This window comes from Cryobacterium suzukii, assembly GCF_004403185.1.
GTDB classification, from domain to species: Bacteria; Actinomycetota; Actinomycetes; order Actinomycetales; family Microbacteriaceae; genus Cryobacterium; species Cryobacterium suzukii.
Genome location: NZ_SOHJ01000014.1, coordinates 87,506 through 112,152, shown reverse-complemented (window position 1 = coordinate 112,152; position 24,647 = coordinate 87,506). Strand labels below are relative to the sequence as shown.

Here is a 24,647-nt window from a genome sequence, read left to right as displayed (position 1 = left end):
GCTACGGGGTCTGGGTGGTGGCGCGAGGAACGGCGGAATAGCGCAGGGCGGAGACGTGCTCCTGGGCGGCGCGGCGTAGTGCCGCGAACAGGGTGTCGCCGAGCACTGTTCCCACGACAACGGTCTGGGCCTGGGCGGCCCGGTCGGAGAGGGCGGCGATCTCGTCGATATCGGCTTCGGCGACCAGGAGAGCAGCGTGCGCGTAGCGGTCGATCCAGCCGCGGGCATCCAGTTGACCGACCTCATCGAGGGACTCGATAACCCGCGCGGCGGCCAGGCGACCGGGATTCTCGGCGGAAACGAGCCATCCGTTGAGAACCGCGTCAATTCGATCAAGCGCTCGGCGGTCGATTCCGTCTGGGTCGATATGTTCCGACACCGTGCGCTGTGCGATCGCGAAAGTGTCTTGCAGGGGCAGGTCGGAGTCAATGGCGGCGAGCACCTCGCGGGCGTCGGCGACCGCCAGGCCGCCCACCTCGATCAGGCTGCGGATCAGGCGCAGGCGGGCGACGTGCGTAGGGCCGTAATCCGCCTGGTTGGGCGCAGTGCGCTCCCCCGACGCGAGCAGGTTTTCGCGCAGGTAGAACTTGATGGTGGCGACGGGAACCCCGCTCACCGCACTCAACTCGGCCATCTTCATATGGATAGTGTAACTATCCGATAGTCACGGTGTCTATAGTGAGCGGATTAGACCTCGGGTGCGAAGAAGGCCGCGGTCGCAGCCGCTAGCGCTTGCGGATCGTTGACGTGGCACAGTTCCCGCGCGGAATGCATGGACAGCAGCGGCACACCCACGTCGACCACGCGGATGCCCAGCCGCGTCGCGGTCAGCGGTCCGATGGTCGAACCGCAGGGAACCGTGTTACTGGAGACGAACTCCTGGTAGTCCACGTTCGCCTGGGCGCACGTGCGCGCCCACAGGGCGGCGCCATGGGCATCCGTCGCGTAACGCTGGTTGGCATTGATTTTCAGTAGCGGGCCGCCGCCGAGAATGGGCTGATTGGCCGGATCGTGGCGCTCGGGATAGTTCGGGTGCACGGCATGGCCGGCGTCAGCGGAGAGACACCACGACTCGGCGTAGGCTCGCAACCGATTCGACCCGGTCGCGCCGAGGCCGTGACCGATGCGGGTGAGAATGTCGTCCAAGAACGGGCCGCTCGCCCCAGAACGGGACTCCGAACCGAGCTCTTCATGGTCGAAGGCCGCGAGCACGCTGATCGAACCCCCCGTTGCCGGATGACTGGTCGCGATGAGCGCGTGCAGGCCCGCGTAGACCGACGAGAGATTGTCGAGGCGGCCGGCGGCGAACAGTTCGTCGCCGAGACCGAAGGTCGCCGGCGGGTTGGTGTCGGCGGTGAGAATATCGTAACCGGCGACATCCGCTGCCCGAATCCCGGCCAAGCCGGCCAGGTGGGCGACCAGGTCGGCCTCGGACGGATCGCCGACACCGAAGACGGGCGTGAGGTGGCGCTGCCGGTCGAGGGTCAGGCCGTTGTTCACCTCGCGGTCGAGGTGCACGGCGAGCTGCGGAATCCGCAAAAACGGCCCCGTGCGCACGAGGCGTTCGGTACCGTCACGCGTGACCAGCCGGCCAGCAAGTTCGAGCTCACGGTCCAGCCATGAGTTCTGCAGCGGCCCGCCGTAGACCTCGACTCCAGCCTGCAGCCAGCCGTGCGAGCCGATCGTGGGCTTCGGCTTGAGCTTGAAACCCGGGGAGTCGGTGTGGGCGCCGAGAATGCGAAACGGTGTCGTCGGCCCAGCGCCAGTCGGCTGCGACCAGGCGATGACGGCGCCATCGCGCACGACGTAGTGGCCAGCGGCCTCGTCGATCGTCCAGTTCTCCGACTCGTCCCGCCGGGTGAAGCCGGCCGCATCCAGCCGCCGGGCCACTTCTGCAGCGGCGTGGTACGACGACGGTGATGCTTGCAGAAAAGCGGAAAAATCGGCGATGTAGTCGAGTGTGGCGTCCATTCACCCATCCAACCACCCGCGCGGGGGCAGCGGATGCCGCCCGGCGTGCTCCTACTCGGCGGGCGCGTCGGACTGCAACGCGGCCCGCGCGAAGGCGGCGCCGCCGACGGTCACCGTGCCGCGGTCACCGTGCCATTCCTCGGTCTGCTCGAACACCCCGAGTCGGTCGAGCAGGCGCCACTTGATGTCGACGACGTGCCAGACCGACTGCGTCGTTGGTTCCTGGCCGTCGGACTGCACCCAGCCGAGAGAACCGAGCGCGCGCGACAGGGTCGCGAGGTAGTCCTCGCGGCGGGCCAGGCTGCGGGTCGCGACAAACAGCAGCAACAGGCGGGTGGCGTCACCCACGGCCGGGGTACGGCTGTGGTGAATGGTGCCGGCGAGATGCCACCAGAGTTCGCGGGGGGCGCCGGAGAGCGAGCTGCCCTTCTTGGTGAGCACGAGCATCCCCTTGCTGACTCGCAGCAGCCCGACGTCGCGCAGGTGGCCGCGCAGTTCCTGCAACGGACGCAGGTGCGCCTCGCGGTTCACGCTGATCGGCCAGCCCCAGTCGAGCTCGGCCGATGCTTCAAGGACGACCGCCGGCGGCAGATGTCCCGCCTTGGTCAAACGGATGCCGTCGGCCCCGACCCGGGTCAGAATCCACTGCGCCGGGGCCACCATGCGGGCCATGGCGCGCTCCTGCAGCAGGATCGGATCTTTCACCCGTGCCTGCCCGATGAGTCGGCGAAAACCGACAACGGCCTGTTCCGGCAGCCGCGTTTCGATCTCCTGAATCACGTTCACCCACCGAGCCTACTGAGCGATCCCGCTCGAAGGCGACGAAAGTGCTGCGACACGCAGCGTAAGCCCAGCCCGCGCCGGTATGCGCCCCATAAATGCCAAATACACGCAGTGGAGCCACGCTGTTTCGGTAGGTTGCGCAGGGCAGGTGGCTGGCAACCGGATTGCCGGTCGCTAGTCGTGGTAGGCGCGGGATTTGACCAGCAGCACAGCGCCGAGCCCAAGCCACCACAGCATCCCCAGCGGGATCAGAGCCACAGAGCCAAGCCAGAAAATCTCGGGCAGAGAGACGCTTGTCGCCGTCAGCAACGGACCAGCGATCAGTGTCACGAGCCGAAGGCCGGTGATGATTCCCAGTACGCACAACCAGATCGGAAGGGCGTGGGAGCGTACCCCGGCGACACTGACCCCCACAACCCAGACACAGAGCGTCAGGAGACTTGCTTGCGCAAAACCATGGGTTCCCAACATCAGAATGGCGAGGTAGGCCGACTCACCCCATGCCCTGTTCAGCCCGTCGACGTAGAGCAACGGTCCCATGGACTCCCGCAGAACCCCGTGCATGACCAAGAATGCAGCCGACAAGATGCCGAGCGCGCTCAGGCTCCGGCGAGTGATACTGCTGGCATGTGGTGCCAGCGCATCTGAGACGGCGAAACTCGCCACGACGAACGCGATAGCCATGATGAAAAGCACGACCCCGGCCAGGGGATAAAACTGCGGATATTGACGCAGATAATCCAGGCTCACAGCGGGGTTGTCGATATCGTCGAAACCGAAAGCCGGCGGCAGAAGCTCGAGAATGAACCACACGATGCCGCCGAGCCCGGCGATCAGGGCGGCTAGTCCCCCCGCACGCAGCGCTCCCCGATCGATGGTTCCGGCCACCTCTGTCTGCGTCGGCGCCGCGCTGCTTGCCCTCATGGTGCACTCCTCCGGCCAAGTTCCGCGCTGGCAGGAATGGCGAGCCGGTCACGGTCAAGCTGCCCTGAACAGTACGCGCAAAGTCGGCTGAGCAAAATGGATCCTCCGGGCACACGTGTCGATTTTTGCCGGCCAGGGACAAGCTGAGTGCGGAACAGGGATGTCGGTGGCATCTGGCACCCTTGAAGGATGACCGACACCCGCGCATCCGCTCTGGCCATTCTGCGCCCCCTCGTGGGGCGAGCCGACGCCTCCTGGCATGACGGACAGTTCGAGGCCATCGAAACCCTGGTCGACCACCGCCGCCGCGCGCTCGTCGTGCAGCGCACCGGGTGGGGCAAATCGGCCGTGTACTTTGTGGCGACCCTGCTGCTGCGACGCCAAGGCGCGGGCCCGACCATCCTGGTCTCGCCGCTGCTCGCCCTCATGCGTGATCAGGTCGCCGCCGCGGCCCGGGCGGGGGTGCGGGCGGTGTCGATCAACTCGTCGAACGCGCACGAGTGGAGCGACGTGCTTCAGAAGCTCGACGCCGACGAGGTCGACGTGCTGCTGGTGTCGCCCGAACGATTGAACAACCCGTCTTTCCGCGATGAGCAGCTGCCCGCCTTGATCTCTCGGGTCGGCCTGCTCGTGGTCGATGAGGCGCACTGCATCTCCGATTGGGGCCACGATTTTCGCCCGGACTACCGCCGCCTGCGCGACCTGATCGCCCAGATGCCGCCCGGCGTGCCCGTGCTCGCCACCACGGCCACGGCCAATAGCCGCGTCGTGCAGGATGTCGCGGAGCAGGTGGGCATGGTCGCCACCGGCTTCGATGGCGCCACCGCCGGAACCGCTGAAGTCGTCACCATTCGTGGCCCGCTCGCCCGCTCATCGCTGCGGCTGGGTGTGCTGCGCCTGCCCGATTCGCGCGCCCGCCTGGCCTGGCTGCTCAGCCACCTCGCCGAACTGCCCGGCAGCGGCATCATCTACACCCTCACCGTGGCGGCCGCCGAAGACACCGCTCGGCTGCTGCGCGAGGCGGGTCACGCGGTGCGCGCCTACACCGGCCAGACCGACACCGCCGAACGCGAAGAATCCGAGGAGTTGCTCAAGACCAACCAGGTCAAAGCGCTCATCGCCACGAGCGCCCTCGGAATGGGATTCGACAAACCAGACCTCGGGTTTGTGCTGCATCTGGGCGCGCCGTCCTCCCCCGTTGCCTACTACCAGCAGGTCGGTCGCGCCGGCCGTGCCACCGCCTCGGCCGACGTATTGCTGCTGCCCGGCGCCGAAGATGAGGCCATCTGGCACTATTTCGCCACCGCCTCAATGCCCAATCAGGCCAAGGCCCTCGCCGTGATTGGCGAGCTCGAAGCCGCTGGCGTCCCCCTGTCCACACCGGCGCTCGAAGCCAGGGTCGACCTCAAGCGCACTCCGCTTGAGCTGCTGCTCAAGGTGCTCGACGTCGACGGCGCGGTGCACCGGGTCAAGGGCGGCTGGCAGTCCACCGGGCGGCCCTGGGTCTACGACGGGGAGCGTTACGAACGCATCGCGGCTGCCCGGCTCGGTGAGCAGCAGGCCATGCTCGAATTTGAAACCACCAGTGGATGCCGCATGGAGTTTCTGCAGCGCGCCCTCGACGATGAGACTGCGGTGGCGTGCGGGCGCTGTGACAATTGCCGGGGTGCCTGGTATCCGAGTGATGTGGCAGAGGGAGCCGTGGCGACGGCCACGCAATCGCTCGATCGCGTCGGCGTCGCCATCGATGTGCGTGCGCAGTGGCCGACCGGCATGAGCAGCCTCGGCGTCGCGGCCACCGGCAAAATTGCGCTCGGCGAACGCGCCGAGCCCGGCCGCGCGCTGGCCCGCCTGACCGACCTCGGCTGGGGCGGTCCGCTGCGTGATCTGTTCGACGCCCAGGCAGCGGATGCCGTAGCCTCGCCGGCCATGCTGGCCGCCTGTGTGCGCGTGCTCGCCGAGTGGGGGTGGGCAGAGCGTCCGGCAGCCATCGTCTCGATGCCGTCGCGGCGGCATCCACTCATCATCGATTCGGTGGCACGATCGTTGGCAGACGTCGGTCGGTTGCCACTGCTCGGCACCCTGGACTGGGCGAACGGCGGCCCCAGCGGGGAGCCGGGCGGCAACAGCGCCTACCGGCTGTCCAGCGTGTGGGACCGCTTCGATGTCGGCCCCGAGCTGACTGAGGCACTCATCCCGTTCACCGGCCGCCCCATTTTGCTGATCGACGACCACGCCGACAGCCGGTGGACCCTGACCGTGGCTGCGCGCGTGCTGCGCCGGCACGGCGTATCGGCGGTACTTCCGTTCACCCTGGCCCTGCGCTCGTAGGCCATTATCGAGCTGAACCGGAATAATTGGGGCTTGCGGCTCCTTGATAATCTAAGCAGGCCGCTACCCGCGGCCTCCGCACCATTCGGGGGCGACACGACCCCCACCTAGCTTGTTAGGCGATTCTTTCCATGAAGTTCAGACTCATTCCGGCTGCCCTGCTCAGTGTCGTCGCCCTCACCCTCGCCGGCTGCTCCGCCTCTAATGGCGACAGCACACCTGCCGCCGACGACTCGCTGAGCCGTGTGCTCGACTCTGGCACCCTCACGATCGGCACCGAGGGCACCTACCGGCCGTTCTCGTTCCATGAAGACGGTTCGGGCAAACTCACCGGCTACGACGTCGAGGTGGCCCGCGCCGTTGCCGCCGAGCTCGGCGTTGACGCCGTGTTTGAAGAAACCCAGTGGGACGGCATTTTTGCGGGCCTCACCGCCGGCCGCTGGGACACCATCGCCAACCAGGTGTCGATGACCCCGGAGCGCCTGGAGGCTTACGAGTTCTCGACGCCGTATACCTACTCCCCCGGTGTCATCGTGGTTCTCGCCGACAACACGTCGATCACGTCGTTCGCGAGCCTCGACGGCCTGACGACGGCGCAGTCGCTGTCCAGCAACTGGGACACCCTGGCGACCGAGAGCGGCGCGAACGTGCAGCACATCGAGGGCTGGGCCCAGTCGGTCGCCCTGGTCGAACAGGGCCGAGTGGATGCCACGGTCAACGACAAGCTGACCTTTCTGGAGTACCAGAAGACCAACGACGCCGACAACCTGAAGATCGCGGCCGAGACCGAGGAGCGCTCCGAGAGTGCGTTCGCTTTCGCAAAAGACGGCACCGCGCTGGCCGACGCCGTGAGCGAGGCTCTGGCAAGCCTCAGCAACGATGGAACGCTCGCCGAGCTCTCCGATGAGTACTTCGGCGCCGACGTCAGCCAGTAACCCGACGATTCGATGATCCAGCCTGATTGGGAGTTGTTCTTCGGCTCGTTCTGGCCGATGGTGGACGGCGCTGTGCGGGGCACGATTCCCCTTGCCCTGATGTCGTTCGCGATCGGCCTCGTGCTCGCTCTCGTTCTCGCGCTCATGCGGTTATCGACGAAGCGCTGGTTGTCGGGCATCGCTCGCGGCTACATCTCGATCGTGCGCGGTACCCCCTTGCTCGTACAGCTGTTCGTGATCTTCTACGGATTGCCCTCGGTCGGCGTGCTCATCGACCCGTGGCCGAGCGCTATCGTGGCGTTCTCGATCAACGTCGGCGGATACGCCGCCGAGGTCATCCGGGCCGCGATTCTCTCCGTGCCTAAGGGCCAGTGGGAGGCCGCCTACATGATCGGCATGTCGCACCGTCGGGCCCTAACCCGCATCATCCTGCCGCAGGCGGCTCGGGTCTCGGTGCCTCCGCTGTCAAACACGTTCATCAGCCTGGTCAAGGACACCTCCCTCGCCTCGCTGATTCTGGTCACCGACCTGTTCCGTGAGGCTCAGCAGATCGCATCCTTCAGTAACGAGTTCATGCTGATCTACCTCGAAGCAGCGCTCATCTACTGGATTATCTGCCTGGTGCTGTCCACCGGGCAGGGTTTTCTTGAGAAGCGATTGGACCGCTATGTCGCCCGCTGATCCCTCCACTACAACCGGCCAAACGGATGCTGCCCCCCTGCTCCGCGTGCGCGGCCTGCAGAAGAGTTTCGGCAGCAACCGGGTGCTGGAGTCGGTGGACCTCACGGTGGGCCGCGGCCGGGTGCTGGCCTTGATCGGGCCGTCCGGCTCCGGTAAGACCACCATTTTGCGTTGCCTGAATGGGTTGGAGTTGCCCGACGGAGGTACCATCGAGGTCGCGGCTGCATTGGTTGCTGACCGGGTTGGTGGCGGCACCGCTGCCGGACGCGGCGCCGCGTCGTCCGCGTCGGTGACCTTTGACTTCGCTGCGAAGACCTCGCCGAAACAGCTCGGCGCCCTGCGCGACCGGTCGGCCATGGTTTTTCAGCACTACAACCTGTTTCCGCATAAGACCGTGCTGCAGAACGTGATCGAAGGACCGGTCATCGTGCAACGCCGCCCGGCCGCTGAGGTCACGGCCGAGGCGCTCGCCCTGCTAGCGCGGGTCGGCCTGACAGACAAACAGGGCAGCTTTCCGTTCGAACTCTCCGGCGGCCAGCAGCAGCGGGTCGGCATTGTGCGGGCCCTCGCGCTGCGCCCACAGCTGCTCTTGTTCGACGAGCCGACCTCGGCCCTCGATCCGGAGCTCGTCGGCGATGTACTGCGCCTGATCAAGGAGCTGGCCGACGAAGGCTGGAGCATGGTCATCGTCACACATGAACTCGAGTTCGCCCGCGAGGTCGCACACGAGATCGCCTTCGTGGACGGCGGCGTCATCGTCGAGCATGGCGAGCCGAAACAGTTGCTGCGGCACCCGCAACAGGAACGCACCCGCCAGTTTCTGCACCGGCTGCTCCACCCGTTCTAGGGCACAGCAGCCAGCACGCGAAGACCTACGGGTGCGGCGTGATGATCACAACGGTGATGCGGTCGAGCCCAGGGCCGTAGTGCCAGTAAATGCGGCCGGCGGTCGGCGTTCGATGCTCGATGTAGGAGTCCCAGACAGCCTCGCCCTTTTTACCGGTTAGCGACACGTACTTGTGCGAGCGCAGTGCGGGATCTTCGGGGTTGAGCTGAAGCCGTCCGAGAGCGGTGCGAACCCGCTTCAGTCGACCGACCAGTTGAGGTTTCGTTTCGAGAATGGACAGTCCCGATGCCGCTTCCCTCGTGAGTAGGAGCGTAAAACTCATGACTGGGGCTCGGCGGGAGCGGCCGACTCATCGACCGCGTGCTCCTCATCGGCGAACCGAGTGAAGTCGCCACCCTCGGCGGTCTCGTCCTTGCTGCTGTGTTCGAGGCCGCGTACCAGGGCGGCGCGGATGCCCTCGTCGTCCCAGACCAGAAGCTCACGGCGCGGGATAGACACGAGCGGGGTCAGCAGAATCTCACCCTCGGCGTTTACGGCCACGGCGTACCGGTCGTCGCGGTGCACACCCGCTTTTCCGAAGGCCATTCTCGAGCGCTCATCGGCACTCACCTCGCCCATCGGAATGAAATCCGATTTGAGTTCCGTCATCTTCTTCAGTTCCACCATCATCTTCACCCGATCACTTGGTGGCCCGCACCAGTCCGGGTAAATCACCGAGGCCGATCCGCGCCAATCTAAAAGTGAGATTACCCCATATTTACATGTGGGTAAACCCCTAGCGAAGAGATCCAGATCAAGTATGGTGCGACGAAACGGGACCGAGTGAAGCAGGCAAGAAAAGACCAGTCCGTTCGGCAGGGCAATCGGACTGGTCCAAGCGAACGTTAATATACAACGCCACACGCGGGCGCTCAAGGGCTGAGTCCAACTTTCCCGTTACGGGATTAACACAAGCGGGTTGTGGCCGGTCGAACGACATCAGAATAGCGAAACAGTCACAGCTTTCGAGAAAAAGTGGCTCCGCCCTGTAGCGCCGGTCGCTTCCCGGTCCGGCGCGCCGCGCCCGGGTACGGCGAGCCGGCACGCTCAAGCAGATAGCGCGTCACCGTGTTCCAGTCGGGAAACAGGGGGGTTAGAAACTTGATCAGTTCGCCCTCGAACCGGTCAGCACCAACGGCTGATCCATCATCTACGAGAAAGTCGCCGCGATTGAGATGTTTGTGGTGCGACAGAATGAGACGCTTGTAGGCCGGTCCACCGGCATCCGCTCCGAGGTGCTCCTGCACCCACTCGAGCTTGTGTTGCCACGCACTCGCGTTGCCCCACGGTGCCATCGAGAGAATATAAGTGTCGAACGATTGGGCGAGGGTGTGAAAGGCGTCGATGGCACCGCTGATAGGTTCCATGCGGGCGAAAATTCCGGGCACTTCGTCGAGCCTTTTCTCGTAGCGAGAGTACTCGGCGTTGGTGAGTCGATCGATTCCCGATTGCACGTTGACGAGGGTGTTGTCGAGGTCGATATAAAGAATCTTTTTCATTCGGGCTCCCTGGCGCGGCTCGCTTCGTTGCGGCAACGCTCCGATCGTGACAGGCTCACCACGGATCGGCAATGGCCAAGCCCCCATTTCGTCAGATCGACTGACCTACGCGGCCTTTAAGCGGAGCGATTGCGGCTGTTGGAGAGTCACGTAATGGGAGTGTCGGCCTCGATTCGGCTGTAGCCCTGGTCGGTGACCGAGATGCGCAGCGTCGCCGGAATCTGTTCTTTCATTGAGTCAACGTGACTGATCAGGCCGATCGTGCGTCCGCCGGCGCGCAGGGTGTCAAGGGTGCTCATGGCCGTCTCGAGCGTCTCGCCGTCGAGCGAGCCGAAGCCCTCATCGACGAACAGGGTATCGAGGGTGATACCACCCGCTTGCCCGGTCACCACCTCGGCTAGTCCGAGCGCGAGGGCGAGAGAAGCAAGGAATGTCTCGCCACCTGACAGAGAATGCGTTGGCCGAGCTCGACCGGTGAACTCATCTCGGATCGCCAGCCCCAGACCCGACCGAGCGCCACCCTTTACACGCGAGTCATCGTGTTCGAGGGTGTAGCGTCCGCTTGTCATCGTGCGCAGCCGCACGTTCGCCGCCACGACGATTTCTTCCAGCTGGGCGGCGAGGACATAAGTCTCCAGCCGCATCCGTTTCGTGTTTGGTTCGTCGCCCTGCATTACGTCGGCCAGCTGACGCACCTGAGAGTGCTCGTCCATCAGGTCAGCGGATGCCGCGAATCGCGTCGCAACTTCCCGCACGATCACGTGCAACTGGCCGGCACGTTCGGCGAGCGAGCTGTGCGAGCTCACAGCGTCATCGCGCGCGGTGCTCGCGGCATCGAAGGCTCGCAGGGACGGCTCGAGATCGATCGGAGCTGAAGGAAGATCGACCAGCTCAGGATCGGCCACAGCCGCCAGGGCCGCTGCACGTTGGTCGTCATAGGACCGTACGACGTTGGCCAGCTGGATGGCATGGCCCTCGTCAAGCCGCGCCCCGGCAGCCGTCTCCTCATCATCGAAGGCTTCCTCCGCCAGCTGGTTCGCGAGGTCGAGAGTGGCCGCATCGCGGGCGTCCGCGCGTTGCTGGCTGAGTACGAGGGCGTCGTCGAGTCTGCGCGCGCAGTCCAGTTCCTGCTGCAGTGCGCGTACCTGATCGGTCACGGTATCGCTTCCACCACGCTGCGCGCCCACGCGGGCCACGAGCAGGTCGCGCTGCCCGGAACGCTCACTGTGAATGTCGGCCGCCGTATCGCGTGCCGCGCGGAGGCCTAACAGTGCGGTCTGGGCAGTGGTCTGGGACTCCCGAAGGTCGGCTTGTTCGTGCCGAAGCCCGCCGACAAGGTCGGCGGCCGTCTGCGCGGTAGCCAACCGGGCACGGGCGGCAAAGCACTCGGCTTGCAGCTCACCGACGCTTCGCTGCCCGGCCAGCGCCTGCGCCTGCCCGAGACGATTCGTCAGCGAGGTCGCGGTTTCCTGGGCATCGGCCAGTTCCTGTTGGCGGCCCTGCATGTACTGTCGGGCCGTGCTGAGGTCGGCTGCGGTGACCAGCTCGCCCTGCGCTGCTGCCGGAGCAGGGTGGTCAATGGCCCCGCAGACCGCGCAGGGATCACCTTCGACCAGGCGGCTGGCTAGTTCAGACGCCTGCCCAGCGAACCGGCGGGTCACGAGCGCCTCGTAGGCGACGGCGGCCGCCGCGTTGTCACGACTGCGGTCCAGTAACTGCGTGCCGGCCCCGGCCAGTTCCCTCAGCAAGGCCACCACGTCTTCGGCGGCCGCTAACCCGATTTCGGCCCGGCGCACGGCCTCGGCGGCCTCGTTCTCCCCGGCTGCGGCGAGGGTCGCCGCAGCGAGTTGCTCGCCGATGAAATCTATCTGTTGGGGCAGCTCATCGATTCGCTGCTGGGCACGCGTCAGGCCATCGGTGTGACCGGCAAGCGCGTCGAACAAGGCCGTGATCTCTCGGTTCAGGGCAGGGAGCTGTTTTTCCTCCGCGAGCACCTCCGCGAGCGCTCCGAGCCGTCCCACCAGGGCATCCATGATCGGACGAAGCGCCCGCTGCGAAGCGCAAGCGCTGTCACTGGCGCCGCCGTCGCCGCCGCCGTCGCCGTCGCCGCCGCTGTCGCTGTCGCCGTCGCTGTCGCCGTCGCCGAAAGGCAACCATGCGGTCCTGGCCGTGGTTTCATCGGCCAGGGCTGTCTGCCATTCGGCAGTCGCGGCCCGGCTGCTCCGAATGTGCGGCCAGACCCGTGCCGCCCGGGCCGCGCGCAGCAGCGTGCCTCGGTGTGCCTCGATCTCGGTGTGGCGGCCGTCGAGGACGACCAGCGCGGTGTCAGCCAGGACGCGTCGAACCTGACGTCGCTGAGTCTCCGCTGCCGCTCTATGATTCTCGGTTGCAGCGGACAGCCGAACTGCCGCACTGGCAGCCTCCGCCGAGGCGACATCGACTGCGCTATTCAGGCCGGCCAGCGCGTCGCTAAACCAGCCGAGGTCGGGCGCGACCGGTGCTTCCAAAAGCCGAAGCTGATGCATGGCAGCGGTGATCTGTTGCGCGACACCACGCTGTACGTCGGCGAGCCGATCGTCGAGTGATTTGCGGCGCAGCACGAGCGCGGTTTCCAGTTGTTCGAACCGCGTGGTCCCGAACAGGCTGCGTAGCACGGCACGCCGTTCATCGGTTTTGGCCAGCAGAAAGTATTGGAACCGGTTTTGGGCGAGCAGGATCACCTGGAGGAATTGGTCAGCCTTCAAGGGCAGGATCGCGCTCAGTTCAAGGCCGACCGCCTTTGGTTTGGCCGCAAGGCCCCGCCATTCGGTGCCGTGTAGAACCTGCAGTACAGCGGTGGGCGCTGCGGTGGTCGTCCCGGTACCGTTCATCTTTGCTCGCTCATAGGCCGGGCGGCGCAGGATACGGTAATCGCGCCCGCGCAGGCTGAAGTCGAGTTCGACGAAGGTGGGATCATCGGGCTCGCAGTAATCGCTGCGCAGACGCGGCGCGACGTCGGAGAATCGCGGCACCTGGTCATAGAGGGCAAAACTGATGGCATCGAGGATGCTGGACTTGCCCGCGCCGGTTTTGCCGGTGATGAGGAAGATTCCGTCGGCATCAAAGCGTTCAAAATCGACGACCTGTTCGTTCTTGAACGGTCCGAACCCGGCCAGACGCAACCGCTTGATCTTCATGCGTTGACCTCCGTGGCATTTTGCTCAGCAAGCAGCTCCGCAACCAACGCTCGTTCAAACTCGCTGGGCCCGACCCCGTTTCGCACGAACGCCAGAAAACCCGCCACAATCTCGGGGTCGCCGGTGGCCGCGCGAATGCGCTCGGCGTAGGTCGAGCCATCCGCTTCGACGGTGATCGCAGGCCGGTGTTCGAGCGCAACCGCGTGCGCAAATCGGGAGTGAAGTGCGCGCATGGCGTCGAGCGGCCGCACCTGGTCGGTGATGATGGCTTTCACCCAGTCGCCCTCGTTGTCGGCGTATGCCTCGTCAGCGAGCAGATCGGCGAGTTCACCGGTAAGAACCGCGAGCCGGCGCGGAACGGGCAGGTCGACCCACTCGATCGGGCCGAGGCCATCGGCTTCGAGTTCGACCAGCCAGGCGCCGCGCGGCTTGCTGGCTTCGGCGAAGGAGTAGTGCAGCGGCGCTCCGGAGTAGCGCACCCGCTGGGTCAGAGTGGCCCGCCCGTGAATGTGGCCGAGGGCGACGTAGTCGCAGCCGTCGAAAACCCCGAGCGGTACGACGTCGAGTCCGCCGGCGGTGATGTCGCGCTCAACATCGCTCGACTCAGCGGCCGGGGCGACGCCGGCCGCAAAGCAGTGCGAGAGTACGACGCTGCGGCCGCCGCTCTCCGTGAGGCGGCGCAGTGCCAGATCGTCGCGAATACGGGTCATGGCGAAATCGAGAACCTGTTCGTGCGTTTTCAGCGATACCCCCGGGTGCAGGTGGCGAATGAGTGCGGGCTCGAGATACGGGATGCCGTAAAAATGCACTGGACCATGCTCGTCGGTGATGGTGACGGGCGAGGTGTATTGCTCGGGCCGGGTCACCACGTGGATGCCGGCCAGTGCCGCCCACTCCGACTGAAAGCCGAGCCGGGTCGCCGAGTCGTGATTGCCGCTCGTCATCACAACGGACGCCCCGGCCTCCTTCAACCGCCGCAACGTGTCGGTCAGCAGCGCATAGCTCTCTCTTGAGGGCATCGCGGAATCGAACACATCGCCCGCCACGGCCACCACGTCGACAGCGCGTTCCGCCACCACCGCGACGAGAGCATCCAGCACGAGTCCCAGGTGCTCGAGCGTGGAATGGGTATGGAAGGTGCGCCCGATGTGCCAGTCCGAGGTGTGCAGAATCTTCATGTTATTTACGCTACCGGGGCCCACCGACAGCGCCGACCGACAGCGGTAGTTCTTTGTTTATCTTCTTTTTTCTTGACAAACAAAAACAAACACAGCTAAAGTCGATGAAACCAACTTCGTGACTTACCTCGCTCACCGCCCGGAGGCATTCATGTTCGCCGAAGAACGTCAACTCTTGATCGCCGCGCTCGTGGCAACCGAGGGTCGAGTCACCGTGACCGACCTCGCCGCGCGTTTCGCCATCACCGCCGAGACGGTACGCCGCGACCTCGACACCCTCGAGGCCGCGCGCCAGCTGCGTCGCGTGCACGGCGGCGCGGTAGCCATCGACCGCCTGAGCCTGTCTGAGCCGAGCCTCGATGAACGCCAGACGCAGCGTCTCGACGAGAAGTCGCGCATTGCTGACGCCGCAATGCGCATGATCCCCACCAGCCGCACCGGTTCGATCGTGCTCGATGCCGGCAGTACCACCGAGCGCCTCGCTGACCGTCTGGGCGGCTACGCGCCCGCAGTTGCCGGCGACCAGTTGCTCGTGATCACGAATGCGGTGCCGATCGCCAGCAAGCTCTCCCGCAACGAGGCAATTCAACTGCACATTCTGGGCGGGCGCGTACGCGGCCTGACCAGTGCCATCGTCGGTGCCGGCACCGTCGCGCAGCTCGGGGCGCTCCGCCCCGACATCGCCTTCATCGGCGCCAACGGCGTCAGCGCCACCTTCGGCCTCAGCACCCCTGACTCGGTCGAAGCGGCCGTCAAATCGGCCATCGTGCGGTCGGCCCGTCGCGTCATTGTGCTCGCCGACTCCAGCAAGCTCGACCAGGAGACGCTGGTCTGCTTTGCCGCGCTCGCAGCGATCGACACCCTCGTAACGGATGCTGCGCCATCCGCTGACCTTGCCGCCGCCCTCGCCGCGGCCGACGTCGACGTGGTGATCGCATGATCGTCACGCTGACCCCCAACCCCAGCCTCGATCGGACCATCGCGTTGGCCGGCCCGCTGGAGCGCGGCGAGGTGCAGCGAGCCGTCGCCGCTCACGGCGAGCCCGGCGGTAAGGGCGTCAACATCTGCCGCGCCCTCGAAGCGAGTGGCATCGCAACCCTGGCCATTCTGCCGGGCGACCCCGACGACCCGGTGCTCCTGGCCCTCGCCAACCACGGGGTACCGCACGTCGGCCTGCCGATCGGCGCGCCGCTTCGCAGCAACGTTGCGATCACCGAACCCGACGGCACGACGACCAAAGTCAATGAACCCGGCCCAATTTTGAGCCTTCAACAGCAGCGTGCCCTCATCGACCTCGTGCTGGAGCAGTCGGTCGGTGCCAGCTGGCTCGTGCTGGCCGGGTCGGTACCGCCCGGAGTGCCCGACGATTTCTACGCCCGGATCATTCGCGAGTTGCGCGCCAGACTCGGCAGCCGCGCTCCGAAGGTGGCCGTGGACTCGTCCGGCGGACCACTCGCCGCCGCCGCATTGGCCCACCCCGATCTGCTCAAGCCCAACGGTGAAGAACTCGCCGAACTGAGCGGGATGTTTGACGGTGACACCCTCGAGGCGAACACCGACCTCGTCGTCGACGCGGCCCGCGTTCTCATCGCCGGTGGTGTCGGCGCCGTGCTGGCCACCCTCGGAGCCAAGGGCGCCGTTCTGGTCACCGCAGAGGGAAGCTGGCTTGCCACGACTCCCCCGATCCGTGCCGTCAGCACCGTCGGCGCCGGCGACTCGGCCCTGGCCGGCTATCTGCTGCAGAGCAACTCGGGAGCGAGTGCTCCCGACTGCCTGCGCCAGGCAGCTGCCCACGGCGCCGCAGCAGCATCCCTGCCTGGTTCAACCGTTCCCGCCCTGCATCAAACCAACCCCGGCGCCGTCACCGTGACGCCGCTGCCCCCCGTATCGGCCCTGCGACCGGTTTCGGCCACACATCCAAAGGAGGATGACCAGTGAGTGCACTGATTACCGCGGAGCTCGTTGCTCTGGACACCAACCTCGGCACCGAGCCGAAAGACGTCATTCGGCACCTGGCCGAGCTCGTCGTCGCGTCGGGCCGGGCCACCGAGATCGACGCTCTCTATGCGGATGCCCTCGCCCGCGAAGCGAAGACGGCCACCGGCATCCCCGGTGGGCTCGCCATCCCACACTGCCGCTCCTCGGCCGTGCTGGAGCCCACGCTCGCGCTGGCCCGCCTGTCGTCCCCGGTTGATTTCGGCTCCAAGGACGGCCCGGCCGACCTGGTCTTTCTCATCGCGGCGCCGGAGGGCGCCGACCAGGAACACCTGAAGATTCTGGCCAAGCTGGCCCGATCGCTCATGAAGAAGGATTTCACCTCGGCACTGCGCGATGCGTCAAGCACGCAGCAGATCGTTGACCTCGTCAACAACGTGGTCGCCCCGGTACCGGTAGCCGCTGGTGCCCAGTCCGGTGACAACGCCAATGCCGGTACCGGTACCGCGTCGAGCGGCATGAAGCGCATCGTCGCGGTCACGGCCTGCCCCACCGGCATCGCACACACCTACATGGCCGCCGATTCCCTCGTCGCCGCTGCGAAGGCCGTCGGTGTCGATCTGCAGGTGGAAACCCAGGGTTCGGCCGGCCTCACCCCGCTCGACCCCGCCGTCATTGCCGCCGCCGACGCCGTCATTTTCGCCGTCGACGTCGACGTGCGTGGCCGGGAACGTTTCGCCGGCCTGCCCGTCATCAACGCACCGGTCAAGCGCGGAATCGACGAACCCGGCCGTTTGATCGAGGAGGCCCTCGCTGCCGCGCTCAATCCGAACGCGCGTCGGGTCAGCGGCACCGTGGACGTCGGCGGGTCATCCGAAGAGAAGAGTGAGCACCTGGGCCAGAAACTCAAGCGCGCGCTGCTCACCGGCGTGAGCTACATGATTCCGTTCGTTGCCGGCGGCGGCCTGCTCATTGCCCTCGGCTTTCTGCTCGGTGGATTCGAAATCGGCAAGATCGCTGACACAGTCGTACTGAACAACAGCCTGTTTGACCTGCCGGAGGGTGGACTGGCCATCTACCTCGGCGCGGTCTTCTCCAAAATCGGCGGCCTGTCGATGGCATTTTTGATTCCAGCGCTGGCTGGTTATATCTCCTTCGCCATCGCCGACCGACCAGGAATCGCCCCGGGCTTCGTGGCCGGTTCGGTCGCCGGCTTCATGGGCGCCGGGTTCCTCGGCGGCATCGTCGGCGGCCTGCTCGCCGGCGTCGTGGCCGTGAGTATTGCGAAGATCAACGTCCCCCGCTGGCTCCGCAGTCTCATGCCCGTCGTGATCATTCCATTGATCGCGTCGATCGTCGCTTCCGGCCTGATGTTCATCGTGCTCGGCGGGCCGATTGCGCTACTGACCGTGGGGCTGGGTACCTGGCTGAACGGCATGACCGGAGCATCCGCTGTGATTCTCGGCGTCATTCTCGGCCTCATGATGGCGTTCGACCTCGGTGGCCCGGTGAACAAGGTCGCCTACGCCTTCGCCGTCGCCGGCCTCGGCGCTGCAAGCCTTACCAACCAGGCGCCATGGCAGATCATGGCCGCGGTCATGGCCGCCGGCATGGTGCCGCCGCTCGCGATGGCCCTCGCCACCGCTGTCGACAAGAAGCTGTTCAGCCTGGCCGAACGCGAAAACGGCAAGGCCGCCTGGCTGCTCGGTGCCTCGTTCATCTCCGAGGGCGCCATTCCGTTCGCCGCCGCCGACGTTTTCCGGGTGATTCCGGCCAGCATGCTCGGTGCCGCGGTCACCGGCGGTCTCTCGATGGCCTGGAACGTCACGAGCAAGGCGCCGCACGGTGGAGTATTCGTGTTCTTCGCCATCGACAACTTCTGGTTGTTTTTGCTCGCCGTTGTGATCGGTACTGTTGTATCGGCGTTCGCAGTTGTCGGGCTCAAGCGCTACGCCGTGCGGAAGCGTCCCGTTGAGGCCACTCCAGTCGCCATGGTCAACGCCTGATCCGACCAGCAGCAACTGCCCGAACATAACGCCACGCAGTACAGCAACGCCAGCCGAATGCTGGGGATGAAGAAATCGAGGACGATCGTGCAGACGCTTTCCAATAGTGCCGATGCGAGTCGGGCACCTGCAGACGCGACCGAAATCGGCCGCACCTTCGCCGGAATCGGAGTCAGTCCTGGCCGCATCATCGGCCCCGTTCTCCTGATGCCGGCAGCCGTGCGCGAACCCGCCGTGGGCGAGCGGCTGGCCGAGGGAACGTCGTCGGAGGAGGCATCCGCTGCCCTACGCACCGCAGCGAAAGCCGTGCAGACCGACCTCACCGACCGTTCAATCTCTGCCTCGGGTGCCGGCCGGGAGGTGCTGGAGGCGACGGCTCTGATGGCGAACGACCCCATGCTCGTCAAGGCCGCCGTCAAGCTCATCACCAACGGCGCCTCGCCGGAGCGGGCCATTTGGGACGCGGCGGCGTCGGTGGCCGAGATGCTGCACAATCTCGGGGGCTACATGGCCGAGCGAGCGACCGATGTGCTCGACGTGCGCGGGCGCATCGTCGCCGAACTGCGCGGCGTCCCTGCCCCCGGCATTCCCTATTCTGATACCCCGTTCATTCTGGTCGCCGAGGACCTCGCACCGGCCGACACCGCTACCCTCGACCCAGCGAAGGTGATCGCCCTCGTCACCTCGAGCGGCGGACCGCAGTCCCACACCGCTATCATCGCCCGTGCGCTCGGGCTGCCCGCCGTGGTCGCCGCTGTGGGGGTCGGCGCCCTCGCCGATGGCACCCGCATCTTCGTCGACGGGGCTGCCGGCACCATTCTGGTCGATCCCGGCGCCGACGAGGTCGCCCTCGCCAAGGCTTGGGAGACGAGCAGCGCAGCCCTGGCCGTGTTCGACGGCACCGGGCGGCTAAAGGACGGCCATCTGGTTCCGCTGCTCTCCAATGTCGGCGGCGCGAGGGATGCGGATAAGGCCGCGGCAGCCGGTGCAGAGGGCGTTGGACTGCTGCGTACTGAGTTTTGTTTTCTGGAACGCGACACCGAGCCGTCCATCGCTGAACAGGTGGAGGCTTACCGCGGGGTGTTCGATGCTTTTCCCGGCAAAAAGGTCGTCGTGCGCACCCTCGATGCCGGCGCCGACAAGCCGCTGCCGTTTCTGACGGATGCCTCCGAGCCAAACCCGGCCCTCGGCGTGCGCGGCTACCGCACCGATTTCACCTCGCCCGGCGTGCTCGAGCGTCAGCTCTCCGCTATCGCTCAGGCCGCTGAGGGCACCGAAGCGCACGTGTGGGTGATGGCCCCCATGATCTCCACAGCGGAGGAGGCCGAGCACTTTGCCTCACTCTGCAGTGCTGCCGGCCTCGCTACACCCGGCGTCATGGTCGAAGTTCCCTCGGCCGCGCTGACCGCTGCGAGTATTCTCGAGCACGTCGATTTCGTGAGTCTGGGCACCAACGACCTCACCCAGTACGCCATGGCCGCCGACCGCCAGCTCGGCCCGCTCGCCGCGCTCAACACGCCGTGGCAGCCGGCCGTTCTGCAGCTGGTTCGTCTAACCGTGAACGGGTCGCACGACGAGGGCCACGACAAACCGGTCGGTGTCTGCGGCGAGGCCGCGGCCGATCCCGCTCTGGCGGTCGTGCTCGTCGGACTCGGCGTGGCAACACTGTCCATGACAGCGCGGGCGCTTTCAGCCGTCGCCGCGGTACTGGCCAGCGTGACACTCCCGGAGGCGCAGCAGCTCGCCAAGCTGGCCCTGACGGCGCACTCGGCAACGGATGCCCGTCGTTTGGTTCGCGAGAAACTACCCATACTTAATACGCTGGGTCTCTAACCCGTCGCACCCCGTTTCATCGCACCAACTTTTTCACACGCCTACCCAGGAGGACCCCATGTCTGAACGAACCGCCGTCATTGCCAGTCGCGTCGGCCTGCATGCACGCCCGGCCGGTATTTTTGTCGCTGCCGTAGGCGAGCTGCCCATCGAGGTCACCATCGCCATGGCCGGCGAACCGGCCGACGACGCCATGGATGCCTCGAGCATTCTTTCGATCATGAGCCTCGGCGCCTCCAACGGCGACACCGTGGTGCTGCGAGCCGAGGGCGACGGCGCCGACGAGGCTCTCGACTCCCTCGTCAAGATTCTCGAGACCGACCTCGACGCCGAATAATACCCGTTCCCCATTTGCGTGGAATCCTTTACGTTGCACAACTAGGTAGCTAGGCTAGGTAAATCTCGAGGTTCGTCCTCGTGACCGGCGCACCTACCGCAACCGGCAACATTCTCCCTGCGAGCGAAAAGGAAACTACCGTGACCGAACGACAGACGTACCTGGGTAATGTCGAAAGCTCCCCTGACAACGCGGAGCACACCATCAAAGACTGGACCGACCTTGGCCAGGAAATGTGGTCGTACCTCACGGGCAAGGGCGCCGCTATCAACTACAGCTTCGTTGATATGGTCGTCGAGGTTCCCCGCGACATCGGCCCCGACGCCCCGCGCGCAGTGTGGAAATTCAACGGGACCCTGCGGGTCACGACGAGCGACGAGAAGTCAGTCGGCTCCGACCCTCTTCGGAACTAGCGTGAACGCCCAAGCGGGCTCCCCAACCGGGAACTCGAAAGTGCCGTACGTCAAACCGACACCTTCCCGCGTCAAGCTGAACATCGATATCGACTTCTCCCTGGTAGAGCCCACCGGCGCAGTCGGCGCATCGAAAGCTGACCCTGATACGGATTCGACCGGTTCAGCATTCGGTGATTCGTTCGGGGCAGAGGATTCCATGCACGGCACGGTGACCGCCGATGGTACGGAGATCACCGTCTTTACGAGCAACCCCGAAATGTTCGTGCAGGGCCGAGCACTTAATCTGGAACCGCTGCGCGCGCTCGCGTCCGAGTTGGCCAGTCGAGGTCTGACCGTCTCCATCACCGGGCCGGTCGGACTGATCGCGCGTCTGGGCGACGTGCAGGCATCCGTCACGCAACGTCTCGTGACGCGGTCGCCGCACATCACACTTGGCTCTCGAACCGCTTTGGGCCCGCTGGTGCAAGCGCGGGTGCGCGGACAGTCGCGAATGCCCGTGGCAATTCCGCTTCCGCCGTCAACCGTATTCCCGCTCGCTCCGACCTTCGACCGGCGCAGTCGCCGCCGTGTCACGACGACCCACTACACGCCAGGAAGCGGGCGTCCTCGCCTCATTTTCGTCGTCGGTTCAGAGAACTGGAACGGGCAGATGCCCCGGGAATTCAATCTGCTGCCGGGCACCACAACGATCGGTTCCTCGGCCGAGGCTGACCTGCAATTGCCGGGATTGAAACCATTGCACGCCGAGATTCGCCACGATGACAATGACGAGTATCGTCTGTTTGCCACCGGTGACGTCGCGGGTAGCTCTCGACCGTCCGACGACGGTCGGAGCATCGGCGACGGGCAGATTTTGCGCACCGGTTCACGACTCGAAATGGGCCCGTGGCGAATGGGCTACTTTCGCGAGGAGTTCGCCGACCACGGCCGTCCGTTCGGCGGACGAGTGGGCGGCGAACTGGCCGTGCAAAAGCCTCAGCCGCCCAGGCGTCGCGCCTGACCAGCAGGCGAGAGCGGGGTGCCGTACTTCGGTGCGGCACCCTACGACGTGAAGAGACCGGTCCAGACCGCGCGTGATCCCGATTCTCCGATGAGCGCCACCGTCACCACAGCGCCGATCGCGCTGACCACAACGGCTAGGTCGAGAATGATGATGCCCACCAGACGCCCGGTGCGGGTCGGCGAAGCGGATGCGAAGCGGCCGCCTTCACCGACAAGATAGCGATACCAGACCCACTGCAAAACGGCCACGAGGAACAGGGCGATCACCCATGGCAGCAGGGTGCGACCGAGCGACGTGTGGGCACCGAGCAGCGGGGTGACGTTGACGAGGCGTGATTGCAGCCACTCGCCCGCCTGCACCGCTAACGGAACCAAAACCAGCGCGGCAAGGGCCGCGAGCGGCGTCACGATGCCGAGGCGCCGACGAGCGGCCGGCCAGAACGCGGTGAGCACCGCGCACAGGGCTGCCAGCGGAACCACGATCACGACCGCGTGCACGATGAGCACGTGCAACGGCAATCCGTTGAATTCCCAGTCAAAGTTCATGGTGCGTCTCTCCCGGTGTCGAGTTTGCTCCGTGCCGTGCCGGTTACGCTCGCCCACAATCGCCGGAGATCTGCGACCTGAGCGCGCAGTTAGTGGCCTGATCATTGCACGAATCGACCTGCTTCGACGCAAATAATTCGAAGTATCCGGCCGTCGGCATCCGCTCGTCAGCGGCCAGCGCAGCTCTCGTGCAAAGGTAGACGGGTGACCTATACCCCGCCGAACGTCTTCACCACCCGTCCGACACTGCAGGGAACATTCGGAATGACCGCCTCCACGCATTGGCTCGCGACGGCCTGCTCCCAGGCCGTGCTCGAACGGGGCGGCAACGCCTTCGATGCGGCCGTGGCCGGCGCCTTCGTTCTGCACATCGTGGAACCCCACCTGAACGGACCCGGCGGCGATATGACCGGCGTCTTCGTGACAGCCAGTGAACCGGATGTTCCGCGCGTGCTGATGGGGCAGGGCCCGGCCCCACAGGCAGCCACCATCGACCACTATCGGTCAGAGGGCCTCGACCTCGTTCCCGGATCGGGGGCGCTCGCAGCGGCCGTTCCCGGCGCGGTCGACGCCTGGCTCGTACTGCTGCGCGACTTCGGTACCTGGGAGCTGCCAGAGGTGCTCGCGTTCGCCCTGGGCTACGCCCGCGACGGGCATCCTATTCTGGGGCGGGTCGTCGCCACGATCAGCTCGGTCGCAGCCCTGTTCGCCGAGCACTGGCCCACCTCGGCAGCACAGTGGATGCCGAATGGCCACCTGCCCGCAGCCGGTGACCTTGTGACCAATGAAGCCTGGGCGAGGAGTCTCGAGCGCCTGCTCGCGGCCAGCGCCACAGCGGCCGTCGCGACCAGGGAGGGGCACATCGACGCGGCCCGACGGGAGTGGCGGGACGGGTTCGTGGCCCGTGCCATCGTCGACTTCGGGCAGACTCCGCACCGGCATTCTTCCGGCACAGACCATGCCGGCGTCATGACCCTGGCCGACCTGTCCGGTTTCGAAGCGAGCATCGAGGACGCCACAACGGTCGTTTTTCGCGGCCACACGATCGCCAAAACCGGCGCCTGGGGGCAAGGACCGGCGTTGCTCCAGACCCTGACGATCCTGGAGGGGTTCAGCGACGCCGAGCTCGACCCGTCGACCGCACTCGGCGTGCACACCATCCTGGAGGCCCAGAAGTTGGCGATCGCCGACCGGGAGGCCTACTACGGCGACGCAGGGGTACCGCTTGACACCGTACCGCTGGGTTACCTCCTGTCGGCCGACTACGCGGCCACCCGTCGAGCGCTCATCACAGAGGCCGCCTCGCACGAGTTTCGCCCTGGCGTCGTACCCGGCCACACCCCGTACTACCCGGTGCTGCGCACCGAGTACACGACCGAGGCACTGACGAAGCAGGGTGCGGAGGCATCCGCTGCGGTCGGCGAACCGACGGTCGCCGCACCGGCCCGCACCGAAGCTGAGCCCGAAGCCCTCTCGACCGGTGAAATGCGCGGCGACACCTGCCACATCGACGTCGTCGATCGCTGGGGCAACATGGTCTCGGCGACTCCGTCTGGCGGCTGGCTGCAGTCATCCCCGACCATTCCCGAGTTGGGGTTCTGTCTCGGTTCACGCCTGCAGATGACCTGGCTCGAGCCCGGCGCGCCGTCGGCGCTGACCGGCGGTAAGCGCCCGCGCACGACCCTCACCCCAACCCTCGTACTGAAGGACGGGCAGGCGGTGACGGCGCTCGGGTCCCCCGGCGGCGACCAGCAGGACCAATGGCAGTTGCTGTATCTGCTGCGCACGATCGTCGGCGGGTACACGCCGCAGCAGGCGATCGATGCGCCCGCCTTTCACAGCACCTCGTTTCCGGGGTCGTTCTGGCCTCGCACCTGGGAACCCGGCGGCGCCGTAGTCGAAGATCGCCTCGGCGAGACAGTCATCGCCGAGCTGGAAGTGCGCGGCCACCGGGTCACCCGGGCCGGCGACTGGGCGCTCGGTCGCATTTCAGCGGTCACCCGCGACCCGCAGAGCGGGCTGCTGCAAGCGGCGGCGAACGCACGCGGGGCCCAGGGATACGCGGCCGGTCGCTAACCCTGCAGCAAAATACCACCGTTTCGGGTATTTTTCTGTCCCCACGAATGGGGAGGACATTGACTTGTCTATCCCCACTAGATTGAAGCTATCGAACCGATTACCTGAGTCGGCGATGGGACGGACAATCGT

22 protein-coding genes are annotated in these 24,647 nt (G+C 65.9%); 12 read left to right on the top strand and 10 right to left on the bottom strand.

The window, feature by feature from the left end:
- Position 1: 1 nt before the first annotated feature.
- The 4 genes from E3T39_RS14320 to E3T39_RS14305 form a co-directional block, all read right to left on the bottom strand.
- Positions 2–640, bottom strand: coding sequence for a MerR family transcriptional regulator (locus E3T39_RS14320; RefSeq protein ID WP_134516474.1), 639 nt, complete (start codon positions 638–640; stop codon positions 2–4).
- Between the two features lie 47 nt (positions 641–687).
- Positions 688–1,971, bottom strand: coding sequence for a M18 family aminopeptidase (locus E3T39_RS14315; RefSeq protein WP_134516472.1), 1,284 nt, complete (start codon positions 1,969–1,971; stop codon positions 688–690).
- 51 nt (positions 1,972–2,022) lie between these two features.
- Positions 2,023–2,757 (bottom strand): hypothetical protein, encoded by a 735-nt coding sequence (locus E3T39_RS14310; protein WP_134516470.1) that lies wholly within the window; start codon positions 2,755–2,757, stop codon positions 2,023–2,025.
- 171 nt (positions 2,758–2,928) lie between these two features.
- Positions 2,929–3,678, bottom strand: a complete 750-nt coding sequence (locus E3T39_RS14305) for a hypothetical protein (RefSeq protein ID WP_134516468.1) — start codon at positions 3,676–3,678, stop codon at positions 2,929–2,931.
- A gap of 189 nt (positions 3,679–3,867) precedes the next feature.
- Here E3T39_RS14305 and E3T39_RS14300 point away from each other — a divergent pair, with 189 nt between their 5' ends.
- The 4 genes from E3T39_RS14300 to E3T39_RS14285 all read left to right on the top strand — a co-directional run bounded on the left by E3T39_RS14300 (position 3,868) and on the right by E3T39_RS14285 (position 8,472).
- On the top strand, positions 3,868–6,009 hold the full coding sequence (locus E3T39_RS14300) for a DEAD/DEAH box helicase (RefSeq protein WP_134516466.1): 2,142 nt from the start codon (positions 3,868–3,870) through the stop codon (positions 6,007–6,009).
- 131 nt (positions 6,010–6,140) lie between these two features.
- Positions 6,141–6,944 carry an amino acid ABC transporter substrate-binding protein gene (locus tag E3T39_RS14295; RefSeq protein WP_134516464.1) on the top strand — a complete coding sequence of 268 codons (804 nt, stop codon included), beginning with the start codon at positions 6,141–6,143 and terminating at the stop codon, positions 6,942–6,944.
- A gap of 12 nt (positions 6,945–6,956) precedes the next feature.
- The gene (locus E3T39_RS14290; protein WP_134516462.1) at positions 6,957–7,625 is read left to right on the top strand and encodes an amino acid ABC transporter permease; all 669 of its coding nucleotides are present in this window, start codon (positions 6,957–6,959) and stop codon (positions 7,623–7,625) included.
- Positions 7,612–8,472, top strand: coding sequence for an amino acid ABC transporter ATP-binding protein (locus E3T39_RS14285; protein ID WP_134516460.1), 861 nt, complete (start codon positions 7,612–7,614; stop codon positions 8,470–8,472). The genes E3T39_RS14290 and E3T39_RS14285 overlap by 14 nt, the downstream gene beginning before the upstream one ends.
- Positions 8,473–8,497: 25 nt before the next feature.
- Here E3T39_RS14285 and E3T39_RS14280 read toward each other — a convergent pair whose 3' ends face one another.
- The 5 genes from E3T39_RS14280 to E3T39_RS14260 form a co-directional block, all read right to left on the bottom strand.
- Positions 8,498–8,794: a hypothetical protein gene (locus tag E3T39_RS14280; protein WP_134516458.1), complete on the bottom strand. Its 297-nt coding sequence runs from the start codon at positions 8,792–8,794 to the stop codon at positions 8,498–8,500.
- A complete protein-coding gene (locus E3T39_RS14275) occupies positions 8,791–9,141 on the bottom strand; it encodes a hypothetical protein (protein WP_241979725.1) in 351 nt (116 codons plus the stop codon). The genes E3T39_RS14280 and E3T39_RS14275 overlap by 4 nt, the downstream gene beginning before the upstream one ends.
- A gap of 326 nt (positions 9,142–9,467) precedes the next feature.
- Positions 9,468–10,010, bottom strand: a complete 543-nt coding sequence (locus E3T39_RS14270) for a 5' nucleotidase, NT5C type (protein WP_134516456.1) — start codon at positions 10,008–10,010, stop codon at positions 9,468–9,470.
- 146 nt (positions 10,011–10,156) lie between these two features.
- Entirely contained in the window at positions 10,157–13,186 is a 3,030-nt protein-coding gene (locus E3T39_RS14265) for an AAA family ATPase (RefSeq protein ID WP_134516454.1), read from the bottom strand.
- Positions 13,183–14,364, bottom strand: coding sequence for an exonuclease SbcCD subunit D (locus E3T39_RS14260; protein WP_134516452.1), 1,182 nt, complete (start codon positions 14,362–14,364; stop codon positions 13,183–13,185). The genes E3T39_RS14265 and E3T39_RS14260 overlap by 4 nt, the downstream gene beginning before the upstream one ends.
- A 151-nt stretch (positions 14,365–14,515) precedes the next feature.
- On the opposite strand from E3T39_RS14260, the gene E3T39_RS14255 reads away from it, so the two are divergent.
- From E3T39_RS14255 to E3T39_RS14225, 7 genes are all read left to right on the top strand, one after another.
- Positions 14,516–15,304, top strand: coding sequence for a DeoR/GlpR family DNA-binding transcription regulator (locus E3T39_RS14255; RefSeq protein WP_134516744.1), 789 nt, complete (start codon positions 14,516–14,518; stop codon positions 15,302–15,304).
- Complete coding sequence (locus tag E3T39_RS14250) at positions 15,301–16,302, top strand: 1-phosphofructokinase family hexose kinase (RefSeq protein ID WP_134516450.1); 1,002 nt, start codon at positions 15,301–15,303, stop codon at positions 16,300–16,302. The genes E3T39_RS14255 and E3T39_RS14250 overlap by 4 nt, the downstream gene beginning before the upstream one ends.
- Positions 16,299–18,305 carry a PTS fructose transporter subunit IIABC gene (locus E3T39_RS14245; RefSeq protein ID WP_134516448.1) on the top strand — a complete coding sequence of 669 codons (2,007 nt, stop codon included), beginning with the start codon at positions 16,299–16,301 and terminating at the stop codon, positions 18,303–18,305. Before E3T39_RS14250 ends, E3T39_RS14245 begins: the two co-directional genes overlap by 4 nt.
- 66 nt (positions 18,306–18,371) lie before the next feature.
- Positions 18,372–20,138, top strand: coding sequence for a phosphoenolpyruvate--protein phosphotransferase (ptsP, locus tag E3T39_RS14240; RefSeq protein WP_134516446.1), 1,767 nt, complete (start codon positions 18,372–18,374; stop codon positions 20,136–20,138).
- A gap of 58 nt (positions 20,139–20,196) precedes the next feature.
- Positions 20,197–20,475 (top strand): HPr family phosphocarrier protein, encoded by a 279-nt coding sequence (locus E3T39_RS14235; protein WP_134516444.1) that lies wholly within the window; start codon positions 20,197–20,199, stop codon positions 20,473–20,475.
- Between the two features lie 140 nt (positions 20,476–20,615).
- Complete coding sequence (locus tag E3T39_RS14230; protein WP_241979724.1) at positions 20,616–20,888, top strand: hypothetical protein; 273 nt, start codon at positions 20,616–20,618, stop codon at positions 20,886–20,888.
- A gap of 40 nt (positions 20,889–20,928) precedes the next feature.
- Positions 20,929–21,891: an FHA domain-containing protein gene (locus tag E3T39_RS14225; protein WP_134516442.1), complete on the top strand. Its 963-nt coding sequence runs from the start codon at positions 20,929–20,931 to the stop codon at positions 21,889–21,891.
- A 41-nt stretch (positions 21,892–21,932) separates the two neighbouring features.
- Here E3T39_RS14225 and E3T39_RS14220 read toward each other — a convergent pair whose 3' ends face one another.
- Entirely contained in the window at positions 21,933–22,439 is a 507-nt protein-coding gene (locus E3T39_RS14220) for a hypothetical protein (RefSeq protein WP_134516440.1), read from the bottom strand.
- 204 nt (positions 22,440–22,643) lie between these two features.
- On the opposite strand from E3T39_RS14220, the gene E3T39_RS14215 reads away from it, so the two are divergent.
- Positions 22,644–24,515, top strand: a complete 1,872-nt coding sequence (locus E3T39_RS14215) for a gamma-glutamyltransferase family protein (protein ID WP_134516438.1) — start codon at positions 22,644–22,646, stop codon at positions 24,513–24,515.
- Positions 24,516–24,647 lie beyond the last annotated feature (132 nt).

Excerpts from the sequence above, each read along its gene's own strand:
- E3T39_RS14320 (WP_134516474.1), bottom strand. The coding sequence starts at position 640 with ATGAAGATGGCCGAGTTGAGTGCGGTGAGCGGGGTTCCCGTCGCCACC.
- E3T39_RS14270 (WP_134516456.1), bottom strand. The coding sequence starts at position 10,010 with ATGAAAAAGATTCTTTATATCGACCTCGACAACACCCTCGTCAACGTG.
- E3T39_RS14285 (WP_134516460.1), top strand. The coding sequence starts at position 7,612 with ATGTCGCCCGCTGATCCCTCCACTACAACCGGCCAAACGGATGCTGCC.
- E3T39_RS14250 (WP_134516450.1), top strand. The coding sequence starts at position 15,301 with ATGATCGTCACGCTGACCCCCAACCCCAGCCTCGATCGGACCATCGCG.
- E3T39_RS14235 (WP_134516444.1), top strand. The coding sequence starts at position 20,197 with ATGTCTGAACGAACCGCCGTCATTGCCAGTCGCGTCGGCCTGCATGCA.
- E3T39_RS14220 (WP_134516440.1), bottom strand. The coding sequence starts at position 22,439 with ATGAACTTTGACTGGGAATTCAACGGATTGCCGTTGCACGTGCTCATC.
- E3T39_RS14305 (WP_134516468.1), bottom strand. The coding sequence starts at position 3,678 with ATGAGGGCAAGCAGCGCGGCGCCGACGCAGACAGAGGTGGCCGGAACC.
- E3T39_RS14280 (WP_134516458.1), bottom strand. The coding sequence starts at position 8,794 with ATGAGTTTTACGCTCCTACTCACGAGGGAAGCGGCATCGGGACTGTCC.
- E3T39_RS14265 (WP_134516454.1), bottom strand. The coding sequence starts at position 13,186 with ATGAAGATCAAGCGGTTGCGTCTGGCCGGGTTCGGACCGTTCAAGAAC.
- E3T39_RS14255 (WP_134516744.1), top strand. The coding sequence starts at position 14,516 with ATGTTCGCCGAAGAACGTCAACTCTTGATCGCCGCGCTCGTGGCAACC.
- ptsP (WP_134516446.1), top strand. The coding sequence starts at position 18,372 with ATGAAGAAATCGAGGACGATCGTGCAGACGCTTTCCAATAGTGCCGAT.
- E3T39_RS14260 (WP_134516452.1), bottom strand. The coding sequence starts at position 14,364 with ATGAAGATTCTGCACACCTCGGACTGGCACATCGGGCGCACCTTCCAT.
- E3T39_RS14290 (WP_134516462.1), top strand. The coding sequence starts at position 6,957 with ATGATCCAGCCTGATTGGGAGTTGTTCTTCGGCTCGTTCTGGCCGATG.
- E3T39_RS14295 (WP_134516464.1), top strand. The coding sequence starts at position 6,141 with ATGAAGTTCAGACTCATTCCGGCTGCCCTGCTCAGTGTCGTCGCCCTC.
- E3T39_RS14275 (WP_241979725.1), bottom strand. The coding sequence starts at position 9,141 with ATGATGGTGGAACTGAAGAAGATGACGGAACTCAAATCGGATTTCATT.
- E3T39_RS14315 (WP_134516472.1), bottom strand. The coding sequence starts at position 1,971 with ATGGACGCCACACTCGACTACATCGCCGATTTTTCCGCTTTTCTGCAA.
- E3T39_RS14300 (WP_134516466.1), top strand. The coding sequence starts at position 3,868 with ATGACCGACACCCGCGCATCCGCTCTGGCCATTCTGCGCCCCCTCGTG.